Below are 15,592 nucleotides of genomic sequence, written 5' to 3'. Positions count from 1 at the left end.
TATTTCGAATCAGTAATCATGAACGCAGGCAAAAACATATCGTGCAACAGCTCATCTTCCCGGATGACACATACTGCCTGCACCTTCCCTACCATTATTACCACAACTACCATCATTACGGGGTGACCCGTATGTGCATTTCTACCCAACCCCCGTGCGATTATGCCATTTCCAGGAAGTGGACTGTTTAATCGTCAACCATTCGAAAATCAAAAACTTTTAACACTACAAATACATTTACATGAAGATCTTGAAGTTTGGGGGCTCCTCGGTAGCTACGCCTGCACGCATACAATCAGTGATAGAGATCACCAAACCTTACCTGGGCAGTGACGTTGCGATTGTCTTTTCCGCTTTCGGAGGCGTTACCGACCAGCTCATCCAGATCAGCACGCTTGCGCTGGAAGGCAACCTGGAATACAAACAAAAACTGGAACAACTGCAGAAGCGCCACCTCGATGCTGTGCGCGAACTGATCGGCGTACAAAAGCAGAGCGGCATCCTCGCGCAGGTCAAGATCAAGATCAACGAGCTTGAAGACGTACTGCATGGTGTGTACCTCGTAAAAGAGCGGACGGCCCGCACGCTGGACTACATCATGAGCTTCGGTGAGCGGCTCTCTGCCTACATCATCGCTGAAGTGATGAAAGACCAGGGCATCGCCGCCGAATACCTCGATGCACGCACCGTTATCAGAACGGACAATCAATATGGTTATGCCAAGGTGGATTTCGAGACCACCAACAAGCAGATCATCGATCATTTCAAACATCACCAGGACGTGCAGATCATCACCGGTTTCATCGCCACCTCTGAAAGCGGTGAGACCACTACACTGGGCAGGAGCGGATCCGATTATACTGCCGCGATCTTTGCCGGCGCGCTGCATGCTTCAGACCTGGAGATCTGGACCGACGTAGACGGCATGATGACGGCCGACCCGCGGTTGGTGAAGAAAGCATTCACTGTACCGCAGATGAGCTACGAGGAAGCCATGGAGCTTTCGCACTTCGGCGCCAAGGTGATCTTCCCGGCCACGATGCAGCCTGCCATGATCAACCACATTCCCATCTGGATCAAAAATACCTTTAACCCCGGCTTCGTGGGCACGGTGATCCATGCCGAGTCAAGCAATGGCAAGCTCATCAAAGGCATCTCGTCCATGAACAACGTCAGCCTGCTCAACGTGCAGGGTAGTGGCTTGCTGGGCGTGGTGGGTGTCTCCATGCGCTTGTTCGCCACGCTCGCCCGTGAGAAGGTCAGCGTGATCCTCATCAGCCAGGCTTCTTCCGAGCACTCCATCTGTATCGCTATAGAAAGTCAATATGCGCGTGTTGCTAAAACCGCCATCGAAAAGGAATTTGTGAACGAGATCAGGAACGAAGAGATCGACGAGGTGCAGGTCGAGGGTGAGCTTTCGATCGTAGCCGTGGTAGGTGATGGCATGAAGCACAGTCCCGGCACCAGCGGACGTATGTTTGCCGCCCTTGGAAAGAACGGCATCAACGTGGCGGCCATTGCGCAGGGGTCGTCTGAACGGAATATCTCAGCTGTGGTGAAACAGGCCGACGTAGCCAAGGCACTCAACGCGCTGCACGAAGCTTTCTTCCTGTCAGACAGAAAGGTGCTGAACCTCTTCCTGGTGGGCACCGGTCTCATCGGCACGGCCCTCATCAACATGATCGAGGAGCAGTTCGCCAAGCTGGCATCGGAAAACCTGCTGGAAGTGAATGTAGTGGCGGTGGCCAACAGCAAAAAGATGCTGTTCGATGAGAACGGGTTGTCGTTGAAGAAAAGCATCAACGACATGAAGGAGAAGGGCGAGGCGATGAACATGTATTCATTCATGGCCAAGATGTTCTCCCTGAACCTGCCCAACAGTATTTTTGTGGATTGCACTTCGAGCCAGGAAGTGACTGATTTTTACGAGGCGATCCTGACGGCCAATATCTCCATCGTTACACCCAACAAAAAAGCGAACTCAGGCTCGCACGAAAAATACCGCCTGCTGCGTTCAACGGCTTTCAAACGCGGCGCCAAGTTCTTTTACGAGACCAACGTAGGCGCTGGCCTGCCCGTGATCAACACGCTGAACGACCTGCTGCTGAGCGGCGACAAGGTGATCAGCATCGAAGGTGTGCTCAGCGGAACGTTGAACTATATCTTCAGCACTTTTACCGAAGGAAAAAAATTCAGCGAGGTGGTGAAGGAAGCGAAAGCCAAAGGATATACGGAGCCCGATCCGCGCGACGACCTCAGTGGTCTGGACGTTGCCCGCAAGATCCTCATCCTTTCGCGTGAAGCAGGACTGTCGTTGGAGCTGGCGGACATCCACATCCAGAACCTTGTGCCCGCAGACTGCCAGGGCGATATGAGCGGAGACCAGTTCTTCTCAGCGCTGCAGAAGCATGACGCCGAGTTCGAAAAACTGCGCGCGCAGGCTGCCGCCAAAAAAGAAAAGCTCCGCTACAAAGCTGTGCTGTGTGATGGCAAGGTGAAAGTCGAGCTCGGCTCGGTTACGGAACAACATCCGTTCTATTCCCTTTCGGGAAGTGATAACATCATTCTGCTGACCACCGAGCGTTACCAGGAGCGCCCCATGGTGATCAGGGGCCCCGGTGCTGGCGCGGCGGTGACGGCTGCGGGCGTATTTGCAGACATTATACGGATCGGTCATTATACCAAATAAGATGAAAACCATAAAAGCTTTTGCCCCCGCCACTGTTGCCAATGTGAGTTGCGGGTTCGATGTGTTCGGGTTTGCCGTTGAGCAGCCCGGAGACGAGGTCACGCTCACGCTGAAGAAAGAACCCGGTGTTGTTGTAAAAAAGATCGAAGGTGATGGCGGGCGTCTTCCACTGGCTCCGGAGAAAAATACAGCGAGTGTTGCCGTGCTGGCCTTCCTCGAGGCAATAGACAGGAAAGATGAGGGGGTGGAGATTTACCTGAAAAAGAACCTGCCGCTGGGAAGTGGTATGGGGTCGAGCGCTGCGAGTGCCGCGGCTGCCCTGGTAGGTATCAACCACTTGCTCGGCGAGCCCCTGCAACGCAAGGAGCTGCTTCCGTTTGCCATGGAAGCCGAAAGGGTTGCCTGTGGCTCGGCCCATGCCGATAACGTTGCGCCGTCACTGCTCGGTGGCTTTGTGCTGATCCGTGGCTACGATCCGCTGGATGTAGTGGGCATTCCCACACCCGAAGACCTGTACTGTACGCTGGTGCATCCGCACCTCGAGCTGAAGACCGAAGACTCCCGGCAGGTGCTGCGGACATCGATACCGTTGAAAGATGCCATCACGCAATGGGGTAACATCGCAGGGCTCGTTGCCGGCCTGATGAAACCTGACTTCGGGCTCATCGGCAGGTCGCTGAAAGATGTGATCGCCGAGCCCGTACGCGCGCTGCTGATCCCCGGCTTTGATGAGATCAAGGAGAAAGCCGTAGAGACAGGCGCACTGGGATGTGGCATCTCCGGATCAGGCCCTACCATCTTTGCACTGAGCACCGAACGTGAGCTCGCAAGCCGCACCGGGAAGGTGATCCAACAGCAGTTCCAGAAGCTGAAGCTGGAGAGCGAAGTGTATGTGTCGAAGATAAACACCAGGGGAGCGAAGGTGGTTTGAAGGAAAAAGAAGCCAGGAGTAAGGAGCCAGGAGGCCTCCGTTTGAAGATCGGCTTCGTACTTTGTGGACCATACTTCATACTTGAGCGGGTACTGCCGAAATCGGACCTTGTACCTTGCAAGGAAGAACATAGTTAAAAGAAGAACCAAGAACAGAAACAATGAAATTTTACAGTACTAACAATAAAGATCACAAGGTAGGATTGCGTGAGGCGGTGGTGAGGGGGTTGGCGCCGGATAATGGTTTGTATATGCCGGAGCGGATCGGGGCGTTGCCGAAGGAATTTATCGAATCACTTCACAAGCAGTCGTTCAGGGATATTGCGTTCACGGTTGCCAGGCATCTGCTGGGAGATGAAGTTCCGGAGCAGGAGCTGAGGCGCATCACCGATCAGACGATCCAGTTCGAAGCGCCCCTGGTGGAAGTAGAAGATAATGTGTATGCGCTGGAGTTGTTCCATGGCCCTACGCTGGCCTTTAAAGACTTCGGCGCCAGGTTCATGTCGCAGCTGCTGGGGTATTTCGCACGGCAGCAGGACAAAGAGATCGTGATCCTGGTGGCAACTTCTGGCGATACAGGAAGCGCGGTGGCGAACGGTTTCCTCGGCGTGAAGGGAACCCGTGTGGTGGTGCTGTATCCCTCGGGCAAAGTAAGCGAGGTGCAGGAAAAACAATTCACTACCCTGGGTGAGAACATCACAGCATTAGAGGTGGATGGTACGTTCGACGATTGTCAGCGGCTGGTGAAGCTGGCGTTCCAGGATGAGGAGCTGCGTTCTGAATTCTTCCTGACGTCTGCCAATTCCATCAACATTGCGAGGCTTATTCCCCAGTCGTTCTATTACTTCCAGACTTTCGCGCAACTGAAAGACAGGTCGAGGCCCGTAGTATTCTCGGTGCCCAGCGGTAATTTCGGCAACGTCACGGGCGGGCTGCTGGCCAAACGCATGGGACTTCCCATTCAGCACTTCATCGTATCCACCAACATCAACGACGTTGTACCTGAATACCTGCGCACACGGTCATTCGAACCCAGGCCATCAAAGCAAACCATCAGCAATGCCATGGACGTGGGCAATCCCAGCAACTTCGCACGCATGATAGACCTCTACGGCCACAGCTACGAGGCGCTGGCGAAAGACGTCAGCGGATATGCTTTCACGGATGCAGAAACCCGCGAGGCCATGCAGCAGGTATATGCAAAAAGAAAATATGTGCTCGACCCGCATGGAGCGGTAGGGTACCTGGGGCTGAAGAAATATCTCCAGGAACAAAAGAATGGTGTTGGTGTATTCCTGGAAACAGCGCATCCCGGAAAATTCCTGGAGGTGGTAGAGCAGGTGCTGGACAAAAAGATCACGCTGCCTCCGGCCCTGGAAAAATTCCTCGGCGGCACAAAACGTACAGTGCCCCTGACGAACAGCTTCGAAGCCTTCAAGAGCACCCTGCGGCGGATCTAGGCTTTCCAGCCCTGCTCGCCCAGAAGCGGCACAAAAGCGAAATTGGCAAATTCTTCTTTGAACAGGCGGCCGTCCCTTTTGCGGATCCTTACCATTTTCTGCGATTCACGGTCGCCCACCGGGATGATCAGGATTCCGCCTTCCGCCAGCTGGTCGGTGAGGGCGGAGGGAATGATCGGGGCACCGGCTGTAACAATGATCTTATTAAAAGGAGCCTTGGCGGGAAGGCCTTTTGAGCCATCGCCATGGAAAAAATAGGGTCTGAACCCGATCAGCGGCAAAAAGTCACGGGTGGTCTCGTAAAGCTTCCGGTTGTACTCTATAGTATAGACTCGGGCCCCCATGGCCAAAAGAATGCACGCCTGGTATCCTGAACCGGTGCCGATCTCCAAAACCTTGTCTCCCGGCCTGATTTCGAGCTTTTCACTTTGAAACGCTACGGTATATGGTTGAGAAATCGTCTGACCTTCCCCAATTGGGAAAGCCTTATCCTGATAAGCATGTTCCAGGAGGGCATTTTCGAAAAAAAAGTGCCTGGGAACCTTCCCGATCGCATCCAAAACCACGGGGTCTGAAATGCCCTTTTTTTGAAGGTTTTTCACCAGTTTATTGCGCAATCCGCGCTGCTTATAATTGTCTTCCAACATGCTATTTTGACACAAAAAAGCCATTTTTTCAGGCTTCACAAAGTTTCTAAAATTCTTTAGGAAAATTCATCGCTATGCCCTTACTTTAAAGTCCTTCCACACAGTGAATAAAGCTTTTTGCCATAGCGTTTTCCTGTGTAACCTGCTCCTGACAGTAGCGTGGAGAAATCCATAAACTACTGCAAGGGCAGGTATAGGAGGGGAGTTTCTCCTCTCCTTTTAAAATCATAAAATTTATTCCCCTGTCAGACCTAGTTTTTTGCAGCGCGTACGCGTGTTGTAAATGCATTCTGAGGATTTCTGCGTACCAATTGTTCGATCTCGTCCGCTGTAAAGCCCTGCTGTGCGAGCGCAGGGATCAGTTTCTTAAAAAGTGTTGTATAACCCCTGACGTTTCCGCCGCCAGGTTTGCCAGGATCGTACCATCCGGCATCATGCGATACAAGAGTCTGCGACAACCACTTTTCATCGCGGAGAAAAGACAACCGCCTGGTGTAGTCCGCCACATTGTTGTCACTGAGTCCATCGAGGCTTACCCACGCGCCTGCCTGTGCGGCGCTGATGTAATAAGTGAGATCTGTTTCATTCTGTGCATGAACCCAAATGAACGCGCTGGCGTCAACACCTTCTGAGCGAAGCAGCGCGATCTGCTCGAGCGCCGGCACTGCAGGGCCTGTGTGTGAAGCAATGGTAAGTCCTGTTTGCAGATGTGTGAGCGCAGCGGCCCTGATGAGCTTCTTCGAGATCTCTGACAACGCTGCCGGGTTCACGCTTATTTTGATGAAGCCTGGCCTTACAGTCGTACCATCGATGCCTTCCTTCCATTCTCCCACCCACCGCGCAGCCAGCGCCTGAGCTGTCTCGGTGAAAGCATGGGCAGGCAGGTACTTGTGGTCAGAGCCTCCGTAGTAGCCTGTATTGGTGATGATGTTCAGTCCGCTGAGCTCAGCAAGCCGCCGGAGCAGCACAACATCCCTGCCGAGGTAATTGGGTGTGCAGTCGATGAATGTACGGCAGCCTGCATCTTTCACTTCCTTCAGGTGAGGCAACACTTTCGCGATCACTTCTTCCTGTTGCCACCGGTTTGGGTTGATCTGTTCAGCTCCTATGAAGTCTACAAGAATGTGCTCGTGAGTAAGCGTGTTGCCGATCGCTCCGGCGTGCACAGGGCCTGCTACCGTCATGATCTCCGGTTGATGCGCCTGTGGAAGCGCTGCGGAGGCGAGGCTGTCTGCAATGATCAGCATGCCTGGGAGCGATTGTAGGAATTTTCGTCTGGTGGATGTCATGATGGCATTCGTATCTGATGACGTTAGAACAACCGGCATTTTATTTCTGCGGCAACGTTGCTATCTTTGTAACGATGTCGGCCAAAAAGATCAAAGCAGTTCAACGGATCGCAAAGAGCGTCACCATGATCGTTCTGATCTCGGTCTATGCGCTTTTTTCTGTCGGCATCATCAAAGCTACTCATTTTTGCATGGGTCGTGAGGCTTCTGTGGTCTTCTTCTCGGCAGACGCAAAGAAATGTCCCTGCAGCCTGTTCTCAGGAGCGCGCGACAGTTGCTGTGACGATGCGCACGAGCTTGTGAAGATCGAAGATGACCAACAGCCTGTTCCAGTGCTTTCAGTTGTACTTCCGGTATGGTTTGAACTTGAAAAGTTATACACCGAGCAACTGGTGGCGGCCGCGACCCCTTCGGCAAGGCCGTCTTTCAAGATCACGGACCCTGCACCACCCAAGGTGCCACGTTTCAAGATCTACTGCAGTTTTGTTTTTTATGATGGATTAATGGCCTGATCTGTTTTACTGGTATTCCGGACATTAACTTCATTTCATCTTATTTCTTAAACACATATCCATCATGAAAACGAATCTGATCTGTTTATTCATATTTACTTTCCTGTCTTTTGTATCCACGGAGCTGTTCGCGCAGGCAAAAACCGCCAAAGCTTCCATTAAAGTTTATGGCAACTGCGGCATGTGCAAACAGCGCATCGAGACCGCGCTTGACCAGACCGGTATCAAGCTGGCAACCTGGGATAGCAAGAGCAAAAACCTGGAGGTGGTCTACAACCCGAAGAAGATCAGCGAGCAGAAAATACACGAGCTGGTTGCCGCCGCGGGTCACGATACCGACAAGGTGAAAGCCAGCAACGAAGTGTACGCCAAACTTCCTTTCTGCTGCCTCTACCGCGACCATGACCACAGCGGTATCAAAGACGACAACAAGCACGAAGGTCATCATTGATCTATATGAGCGTTTTTGCAAAAGGTATTGCTGCGGCCACCGTAGTGGTTGTTGCGTGCGTCAATGTGGCGCTGTCGCAGCAGCTGATGGGGCTGGTGACCAGCAGAAATGAGCAGGGACTGGAGGAGGCGCTGGCGGGTGCCAACGTGCGCTGGCTGGGAACGACAACAGGAACCGCCACCGGTGAGAACGGCATCTTCATGATCAACCGCGTGGCGGGCGCAGACAAGCTGGTGATCAGTTTTACAGGATTCATATCCGATACGCTTACCATCACCTATCAAACAAATGTGAAGGTTGAGCTGCGATCGCTGCAGCAGCTGAAAGAAGTAACGGTTGAAGGTTGGAAGCCGACTGCAGGAATGGATCATTCAAAAGCCATCAGCACGGTGGTGATGCAGGAGAAAGAGCTGTTCAAGGCTGCATGCTGCAATCTTTCCGAGAGCTTTGAGACCAATCCCGCGGTTGATGTGGCATTCACTGACGCCATCACAGGTACCCGCCAGATCCAGATGCTGGGACTGTCAGGACCCAACACGCTGATCTCCATTGAGAATATGCCGGGCGTACGGGGCCTTGCTTCGAGCCAGGGCATCCAGTTTATCCCGGGCACATGGATCAACTCCATTGAAGTAACCAAAGGTGTGGGACCGGTGGTGAACGGTTATGAGAGCATTGCCGGGCAGCTCAATGTGGAGCTGAAGAAACCGCAGGAGAGCGACAAACTATACATCAACGGTTATCTGAATCAGTCGGGCAGAAGCGAGGCCAACCTGAACTACACGGCGATGGCCGGAAAAAAATGGGCTACAACGTTCCTGCTGCATGGCAGTATCCGGCCGTGGATGATGGACCAGAACGACGATGGCTTCCTCGACTTCCCCACCGGCTCGCAGCTCAATGCCATCAACCGCTGGGTCTTCAACAGCGGCAAGGGCTGGCTCGGACAGTTCGGGATCAAGGTGCTGAAGGATGACAAAATGGGCGGTCAGAAGGATTTTGAGCCAGCGATGGATAAGTTCTCCACCAATCGCTATGGCTTCGAGATCAACACACAACGTACGGAGGTCTGGGGCAAGCTGGGATACCAGTTCCCGGCCAAACCTTACAAGAGTATTGGCCTTCAGCTTTCAAACATCCGGCACCAGCACGACAGCTACTATGGATTTAATGTGCACAACGCGACTGAACGATCAGGGTATGCCAATCTTATTTATCAATCCATCATCGGGTCTACCCATCACAAGTTTAAAACCGGACTCAGCTTTCTCTTCGATTCTTATGACGAACGATTGCTTACGTTGGCGGATATGAAAGTGATCAGCAACGGCACCGAATCGCTGGTGAACATTCTGAACTTCGACCGGCTGGAGCGGGTGCCAGGAGCTTTCGTGGAGTACACCTACGATCACCTGGACAAGATCAGCATCGTTGCCGGTGTGCGGGTAGACCGGCACAACTTGTTCGGAACGTTGTTCACGCCACGACTGCATGCCCGTTTCAACCTGTCAGAAACTTCAGCGCTGAGACTTTCCGCAGGTAAGGGTACACGCGTAGCCAACGTGTTGATCGAGAACAGCGGCATACTGGTATCGTCACGACAGCTCGTGTTCTCAGGGCTTCAGTCTGACAAGGCTTACGGATTCAAACCCGATGTGGCCTGGAACTACGGCCTCAACTTCTCGCAGGACTTTACACTCAACTACCGCCCGGGCACCATCACCCTCGATTACTTCTATACGGATTTTAAAAACCAGGTGGTGCTCGATATGGATAAGTCAGTGCGTGAGGCAAACTTTTATGGTCTTGAGGGAAAGTCGTTCTCGCACAGCCTGCAATTTCAGGTTGACTATCAGCTCATGCGCCGGTTCGATGTGCGCATGGCCTACCGTTGGCTGGATGTGAAAACGGATTATGCTACGGGACTATTGGCGCGACCGCTGATCGCAGGGCACAGGGCTTTTATGAATCTGGCATATGAGACCAAAAGCAAATGGAAGTTCGATTATACCCTCCAGTGGCTCGGAAAACAACGGATCCCCGATACGGCTCCAAACCCGGAGGCATACCGCCTCAGCGCATACTCACCAGGTTATGTGCTGATGAATGCACAGGTTACGAAAGATCTGAAAGAGCGTTGGAGTGTTTATGCCGGGGTTGAGAACATCGGCAACTATAGGCTGCAGAATCCGATTGTGAGCGCTGCAAAGCCCTTCAGCCCTTACTTCGATTCATCCATGGTATGGGGACCGATCTTCGGAAGAATGGCGTACGCGGGATTTAGATATCGGGTGAAATAGTCCACGGACAACGTCGCCGTGGTTACTTCTGTGCGACCTCCAATGTGATTTTATAGGTGGACTTTTTGACGTCGCCCGGCGGAGGATCAGGTGTAACTGCTTTGAGGGTGAAAACAAAAAGCTGTTGATTCACCTCGAACTCCAGGGGTGCGCCGACGCCTATCGTAAACGAGTTGATCACTTCTTCATCGTTCATAATGTCAAACTTGATCCGTACTTCGCCCGCCCAGATGCAATACACATCTTTCGGACATCTTGAGTCAATTACGTCGCTGAAGCGGATGCTGGTTCCGGTAATGGGATCGCAGATCGCCTCTGCGAATGACATGTCAACGGAGGTTTTTTCCTCACCCCAAAGTCCGCTGACGGACCTGCAAGGCAAATTATGATCGGCACAGGCGGCCAATAAAACGATGAAAAGGATTGGGAGCACTAATCTCATAAGAGCTTTTCAGATTAGACACGGCTCGCGGCGGTACGGTTGGAAGAACGGTCCACGGTGGACTACTCAGGTTCCACTTCCAGCGTGATCGTGTAATTCTCTTTCCGGCCTTCAGTGGAACGGGTGTCAGGTGTTACCGCGCTGAATGTAAAAATAAAGGATTGTTGATTTACAAAAGATTCTATCTGCTCGCCGGAGCTGATTGTAAACGAGCTGATCACTTTTTCATTACGAATGATATCGAGGTGGGCCTGCACTTTTCCGGGTAAGAGACAGGTTATGTCCTGAGGGCATCTTGAGTCGGTCACATCGCTGAAGCGGATACCGGTTCCTGTCAGCGGATCGCGCACGGTTTCAGAAAATGACATTTCCAGCGAAATTTTTTCATTACCCCAAAGGCCTTGTACGGGCCTGCCAGACTGTTCATCATGATCGGCACAACCGGACATCAAAGCCATCGTGATCATGGCTAAAAACGCTGCTATTTTCATAAATTTTGCTGATGGAAATGGTCCACGGTCCACAGACGACAGTCCATGGCCGTGCGGGGTTCATATTACTTGCGATGTTAACGTTAATTGATCGCCTGGGTTTCATTTCTCCAGGTAAATGAAGGTAACCCCTCGGGAGGAAGGAAAATAATTACTTAAGAAACCACTTTGAAATGGCCGCTTGGCTGTTTGTGAAAGAAAGACGTTTATATCAAAACCCAATCAATATAAACGGAGCCCAGTAATACGGTGCTGCATACGTTTCATTCTTCATCAGGGTGAGCTTGGCTTCTCGCAGAGTGTTGCTGTATCCTGCTGAAGGAGCTGCGAGCATGCGTTCATAGAAGGTTTTCATCAACGCTGACGTGGATTCATCGGCAACGCTCCAGAACGAAACGATGATGTTGCGGGCGCCGGCGTACACGAGCGCTCTTGACAATCCGATGACACCTTCTCCTTTAGAGATCTTGCCAAGTCCTGTTTCACAAGCCGAGAGCGTTACGAGGTTGGCATCCATTTCAAGGTTGTAGATCTCCCCGGCAAACAGGTGACCATCTTCAGCGTCGGATGTGCTCTGCAGAAAGATCCGGGAGAGCTCCGGTGCATTTTCGTCCACTACACCGTGCGTTGCGAAGTGGAGCAGGCTGTAGTTTTTCAGGCCACTGCTTTTTACCAGGTGCTCGGTTGCTTGCTGTCCTGTGAAAAGTGTGTTGCCGATCTTTTTCGAAGCAAACAATTGCGCGATCTCTTTCACTTCAGATTCTGTGGCAGGGAGCTCACTCAGATTGTCTTTGGCCGGGAACGAGATAGGGGCGCAGAGAAAAATGGAGGGAGCTTTTGCTTCGGCCTGTTTCGATTTCTGGAGCAGGAGGCCCGCCGAAAATTCGTAACGAACTGTATACCGGTTGAGCAGGTAAGGCAAGGTCTGATAATTTTTAGGCTCATTCACTGTGCCGGTCAGCAGCGCTTCGAAGGGTACGATGCTCAATCTCCCTGTTGGCAGTACCACGAGGTCTTTGATGCTGCCGGGAATACCGGGAATGAGCAGCTTCTCCAGCTTACGTGCAGTGGAGGCATAGGCGCCGATCACATTAAAGTATAAGGCATTTCGAAGACCGGTGATGTACTTGTCGAATTCCGCGGGCAGCGTATGGTCAATAACCTTGTATGAGCGTGAGGTGATGAGAAAGATGTACAGTTTGTTGTTCTTATCGTCAATGAAATAGCTCAGCAGGGCTGTGTGGCGATCCAGTCGCTGCTGCAATTGTTCAATGGAAGGGGAGGCTGCATTGAACTTCAGGTTGAAATATCCGGGAAATTCGCTTTCGAGTTTTTTGACAAAGGCCGCATAACTGCGGTTGAGGTTGAACGAAGTTTCGCGCAGGTATTTTTCTTCTTCGGCCGAGGGCTTCTGCGCAAGCTTTTGTGCGGTGAGGGCAATGGCCGACTTCAGGCTCTTTTCTTCTTCGAGCAGGGGCGTCGGAATGCCTGCAAAAGATTTGGCTTCAGATTCTGAAATAGCTTCCAGCAGCACCGCCGATTTGCTTTTTTCCGCAAAATAAAATGCGAGCTCCAGGTAAGGCTTTTTACGCAACGCTACGGCAGCAGCCTCGTGTGCCATGCGTACTCCGTCGGCATACACTTCGCTGGCGATCACTCCGAGCGAGATCTTGTCACTTTCATTGGTGCTCTGCTGGCGAAGCTTGTCGATCAGCGTATCGCAGCGCTGAAGGGTATTCAGGCCAAGCGTGAGGTCTGAAAACTTCAGTGACTTTCCGAAGTGGCGTGCTTCCAGTGCCTGGGCTTTCAGCAGGAGGGAGTAGAGCAGCACATTGCCATGGTAAAAATCCTGCAGTCCGGGGTTTGCCGTTTCGTCAGCGCTGTTGAAGCTGTGAACATTGGCAACAAGTGCCTGCTGATAATGTTGCAGGGCATCGTCAAACAGCCGGGCCGTTGTTTCAAGGTTGCCGATAGCGTTCAGCACTCGGGAGATGTCCGGGTGTTTTTCACCGTAGCTGCTCCTGTACAGGGTCAGGGCGCGGTCATAATATCCGCGGGCAGCTTTGGAGTCACCCATTTTCAAATACGTTTCGCCGAGATTGAACAGCACAAACGCCTTCGCGGGATGCGGCTGGGTGTACACTTTCTCCCAGATCTTCAGGGCGGTTTCGAAATTGTTCACGGCATCGCCATACAGCTCCAGGTCGCGGTAGACGAAACCGATGTTGGTGCTCGCAATGGCGATCTTGGGATGCTCCCTGCCGTGAAGCTTTTCGTAGATGGCCAGCGCTTTTTCATAATAGTCCAGTGCTTTGTCGTTGTCAACGCCGAGGTATACCAGTCCCAGGTCATTATAGGAGGCAGCGATGAGCTCATGATCCGGTTTCAGCAGATTTTGCCTGATGCTGAGGGCCATCAAAAGTTGCTCCTCCGCCTGTGCGCTCTTGCCTGTCGAATTGTAGACGAGGCCGAGGTAGGTGATGGCTTGCGCGGCTTCCAGGCTCTTCGCCTTATTCTCTTTTTCAAAATACTCCAACGCCTGCTGCAGGGCTTCGAGCGCGAGGTCGTTTCTTCCCTGGTTGAGGTACAGTAATCCAAGGTTTGTTCTGGTGACGCCCTGCAGAAACAGGGGACGTGTGTTTTCTGTTGTAAGGTTCTTCAGGATCTTCTCCGCCTCTTCAAGCTTACCAAGACGGGTGAGGGCTTCGGCTTTTTTATTGTCGACCAGGTATATCAGCACCGGGTCACTGGCGTTCCGGCGCTGATCGAGTACCGCGAGCGCTTTGTCGTACGCAGCATTCAGCAGCAACGAGTCTGCCGTGGCGATCACCTGTTGCGCAGATGATCTTATGCTGCAAAGCAAAACAGCGATGAACAGGAAGTATTTTTTCATGGGGATCAGAAACGGTAATAGTAGCTGATGGACGATACCAGTTCACGGGTGAGCCCGTCGGGATTGATGTCGCGCTGCACGATCTTGTGACCGAGCAGAAGCTTTACACCCGACCGCACATCAAAATTGTAACCTGCCGTGAAGATGCCGGAAAGCGCCAGGCCCCTGGCAACAGGATGTATGATCCTTGTTTCGGCCGAGCCGGCATCCTTGCCGGAGCGGTTGAATTCGTCACGTGTGATCCTATAGATCGGCAGAAGCCCGAGTGAAAAATTAAGTCGTGAGAAACGGAAGTTCCTTTCCACGCGCAGCATCACATCGGTGCCACGTTTCAGATCCTTGGCCTGGTTGTACCGGTCAACGTAAGCTTTTTCGTCGCTGCCGTCCCATGCAGACCAGATAAAGCCATTGTCGTTTTTATTGAGCGGCACCTGTATGCCCGTAGCGAAAAGCCACTGGCGTGTGATGAGCGAAAGTCCAGCGATGGCATCATAGGTGCCGAGACTGGTTTGATAATACATGGGCAACGGCAACCCGTTTACATCTTTGTCAGAATGGTTGGTGGGAATTTTGGCACCCAGTGAAACATTGATATCGAAACGCTCGCGGGTAAGCACATTGCGTGTGAGGCATAACGAGATGTCGCCCATGCCTGAAGTGTTTGCAAGCCTTCCCCTGACTGCCTGGTAAGGAAGCTTTACCTGGAAAGAAGTTTTTGTGTTCAGGCTGAAGTTCAGATCAGCGGTGGCCACATAGATCACGGGTGTGAGGGTTGTTGTTCCCCTGTAAAAGCTGAGCTCCATGGAACGCAGCCTGAGCTCGATCTTTTTATTGAAGGGCTGGTCCGGTTTCATGGCGCCCATGGTGCAGAACCCGGCATCGCTGCAGCCCTGCGAAAAAACATTACCGGAGACCAACAAAAGAAAAGTGTAAATAATTGCGAGACACTTTTTCATGCCTGAGGGGTTATTCAGGCGAAGATAGAAAAATGTTAGGAGAGTCCACGGTCGACAGTCCACAGTCCACGGACAAACGGTGTTTAAAGAATGGGACGTGCTCCGTATTTCCCGGCAGCCAATACCTGTCTGAACACCTCACTGCTGTGGTCTGTCGACTGTGGATCGTGGACTCCTAAGGTCTACGCCAGCAGAATAACGAGCAGCACGATCAGTATGATGGCGCCAACGCTCAGATAGACTCCTCCGCTGATGTCTGCCATTTCCTTTTTGATCGCTCTCACTTCTTTACGAAGGGCTTTCTTTTCAGTTCTTGACAGATCATCCATGTCCATGGCTTTGATCTCTTCAAGCCTGTTCTGTAATACGGTGGCGCGCGCAGCATCCGCTTCAGAAGGTGTGGTTGCAGCAGGTGTTGCCGAAACTGCGGGGGATACCAGTGCAAGCATCAGCAGCAGTGATATGCTTTTAAAAAAATAACGTGTTTTCATGACTATCCAAAATTTTTCTGTTGTAGCAGCGTACAGGCAGG

The 15,592-nt window shown here is 52.2% G+C and carries 13 protein-coding genes; 6 read left to right on the top strand and 7 right to left on the bottom strand.

Annotated elements, in window-relative coordinates; all coding sequences use genetic code 11:
- Positions 1-241: 241 nt before the first annotated feature.
- The 3 genes from thrA (at position 242) to thrC (ending at position 5,079) form a co-directional block, all read left to right on the top strand.
- A complete protein-coding gene (thrA, locus tag KK083_RS02610) occupies positions 242-2,689 on the top strand; it encodes a bifunctional aspartate kinase/homoserine dehydrogenase I (RefSeq protein WP_254160419.1) in 2,448 nt (815 codons plus the stop codon).
- A 1-nt stretch (position 2,690) separates the two neighbouring features.
- Positions 2,691-3,620, top strand: coding sequence for a homoserine kinase (locus KK083_RS02605; RefSeq protein ID WP_254160417.1), 930 nt, complete (start codon positions 2,691-2,693; stop codon positions 3,618-3,620).
- 160 nt (positions 3,621-3,780) lie between these two features.
- A complete protein-coding gene (thrC, locus tag KK083_RS02600; protein ID WP_254160415.1) occupies positions 3,781-5,079 on the top strand; it encodes a threonine synthase in 1,299 nt (432 codons plus the stop codon).
- Here thrC and KK083_RS02595 read toward each other — a convergent pair.
- Positions 5,076-5,726 (bottom strand): protein-L-isoaspartate(D-aspartate) O-methyltransferase, encoded by a 651-nt coding sequence (locus KK083_RS02595; protein ID WP_254160413.1) that lies wholly within the window; start codon positions 5,724-5,726, stop codon positions 5,076-5,078. The two genes, thrC and KK083_RS02595, sit on opposite strands and share 4 nt — an antisense overlap.
- A gap of 251 nt (positions 5,727-5,977) precedes the next feature.
- Positions 5,978-6,973 (bottom strand): phosphotriesterase family protein, encoded by a 996-nt coding sequence (locus KK083_RS02590; RefSeq protein ID WP_254160411.1) that lies wholly within the window; start codon positions 6,971-6,973, stop codon positions 5,978-5,980.
- Positions 6,974-7,032: 59 nt separating this feature from the next.
- Here KK083_RS02590 and KK083_RS02585 point away from each other — a divergent pair, with 59 nt between their 5' ends.
- The 3 genes from KK083_RS02585 to KK083_RS02575 all read left to right on the top strand — a co-directional run bounded on the left by KK083_RS02585 (position 7,033) and on the right by KK083_RS02575 (position 10,278).
- Positions 7,033-7,527 carry an HYC_CC_PP family protein gene (locus KK083_RS02585; RefSeq protein WP_254160409.1) on the top strand — a complete coding sequence of 165 codons (495 nt, stop codon included), beginning with the start codon at positions 7,033-7,035 and terminating at the stop codon, positions 7,525-7,527.
- Between the two features lie 64 nt (positions 7,528-7,591).
- Positions 7,592-7,978 (top strand): heavy-metal-associated domain-containing protein, encoded by a 387-nt coding sequence (locus KK083_RS02580; RefSeq protein ID WP_254160407.1) that lies wholly within the window; start codon positions 7,592-7,594, stop codon positions 7,976-7,978.
- Positions 7,979-7,983: 5 nt separating this feature from the next.
- Positions 7,984-10,278, top strand: coding sequence for a TonB-dependent receptor (locus tag KK083_RS02575; RefSeq protein WP_254160405.1), 2,295 nt, complete (start codon positions 7,984-7,986; stop codon positions 10,276-10,278).
- Positions 10,279-10,300: 22 nt separating this feature from the next.
- Here the strand turns inward: KK083_RS02575 and KK083_RS02570 are convergent, their stop codons facing one another.
- The 5 genes from KK083_RS02570 to KK083_RS02550 form a co-directional block, all read right to left on the bottom strand.
- The gene (locus KK083_RS02570) at positions 10,301-10,606 is read right to left on the bottom strand and encodes a hypothetical protein (protein ID WP_254160403.1); all 306 of its coding nucleotides are present in this window, start codon (positions 10,604-10,606) and stop codon (positions 10,301-10,303) included.
- A gap of 176 nt (positions 10,607-10,782) precedes the next feature.
- Positions 10,783-11,211, bottom strand: a complete 429-nt coding sequence (locus tag KK083_RS02565) for a hypothetical protein (protein ID WP_254160401.1) — start codon at positions 11,209-11,211, stop codon at positions 10,783-10,785.
- A gap of 211 nt (positions 11,212-11,422) precedes the next feature.
- Positions 11,423-14,104 carry a CHAT domain-containing tetratricopeptide repeat protein gene (locus KK083_RS02560; protein ID WP_254160399.1) on the bottom strand — a complete coding sequence of 894 codons (2,682 nt, stop codon included), beginning with the start codon at positions 14,102-14,104 and terminating at the stop codon, positions 11,423-11,425.
- Positions 14,105-14,109: 5 nt separating this feature from the next.
- A complete protein-coding gene (locus KK083_RS02555; protein WP_254160397.1) occupies positions 14,110-15,060 on the bottom strand; it encodes a hypothetical protein in 951 nt (316 codons plus the stop codon).
- Between the two features lie 182 nt (positions 15,061-15,242).
- Positions 15,243-15,551: a hypothetical protein gene (locus KK083_RS02550; RefSeq protein ID WP_254160395.1), complete on the bottom strand. Its 309-nt coding sequence runs from the start codon at positions 15,549-15,551 to the stop codon at positions 15,243-15,245.
- Positions 15,552-15,592 lie beyond the last annotated feature (41 nt).

This window comes from Chryseosolibacter histidinae, from assembly GCF_018598225.1.
Taxonomy (GTDB): Bacteria; Bacteroidota; Bacteroidia; order Cytophagales; family Cyclobacteriaceae; genus Chryseosolibacter; species Chryseosolibacter histidini.
Note: the sequence above shows the minus strand (reverse complement) of the source record. Positions and strands in the feature narration are given on the sequence as shown.

Bases quoted from the DNA above. Each gene is read 5' to 3' on its own strand.
- KK083_RS02570 (WP_254160403.1), bottom strand. From the start codon at position 10,606: ATGTCATTCGCAGAGGCGATCTGCGATCCCATTACCGGAACCAGCATC.
- KK083_RS02605 (WP_254160417.1), top strand. From the start codon at position 2,691: ATGAAAACCATAAAAGCTTTTGCCCCCGCCACTGTTGCCAATGTGAGT.
- KK083_RS02595 (WP_254160413.1), bottom strand. From the start codon at position 5,726: ATGTTGGAAGACAATTATAAGCAGCGCGGATTGCGCAATAAACTGGTG.
- KK083_RS02565 (WP_254160401.1), bottom strand. From the start codon at position 11,211: ATGAAAATAGCAGCGTTTTTAGCCATGATCACGATGGCTTTGATGTCC.
- KK083_RS02590 (WP_254160411.1), bottom strand. From the start codon at position 6,973: ATGCTGATCATTGCAGACAGCCTCGCCTCCGCAGCGCTTCCACAGGCG.
- thrA (WP_254160419.1), top strand. From the start codon at position 242: ATGAAGATCTTGAAGTTTGGGGGCTCCTCGGTAGCTACGCCTGCACGC.
- KK083_RS02580 (WP_254160407.1), top strand. From the start codon at position 7,592: ATGAAAACGAATCTGATCTGTTTATTCATATTTACTTTCCTGTCTTTT.
- KK083_RS02555 (WP_254160397.1), bottom strand. From the start codon at position 15,060: ATGAAAAAGTGTCTCGCAATTATTTACACTTTTCTTTTGTTGGTCTCC.
- thrC (WP_254160415.1), top strand. From the start codon at position 3,781: ATGAAATTTTACAGTACTAACAATAAAGATCACAAGGTAGGATTGCGT.
- KK083_RS02575 (WP_254160405.1), top strand. From the start codon at position 7,984: ATGAGCGTTTTTGCAAAAGGTATTGCTGCGGCCACCGTAGTGGTTGTT.
- KK083_RS02585 (WP_254160409.1), top strand. From the start codon at position 7,033: ATGACGTTAGAACAACCGGCATTTTATTTCTGCGGCAACGTTGCTATC.
- KK083_RS02550 (WP_254160395.1), bottom strand. From the start codon at position 15,551: ATGAAAACACGTTATTTTTTTAAAAGCATATCACTGCTGCTGATGCTT.
- KK083_RS02560 (WP_254160399.1), bottom strand. From the start codon at position 14,104: ATGAAAAAATACTTCCTGTTCATCGCTGTTTTGCTTTGCAGCATAAGA.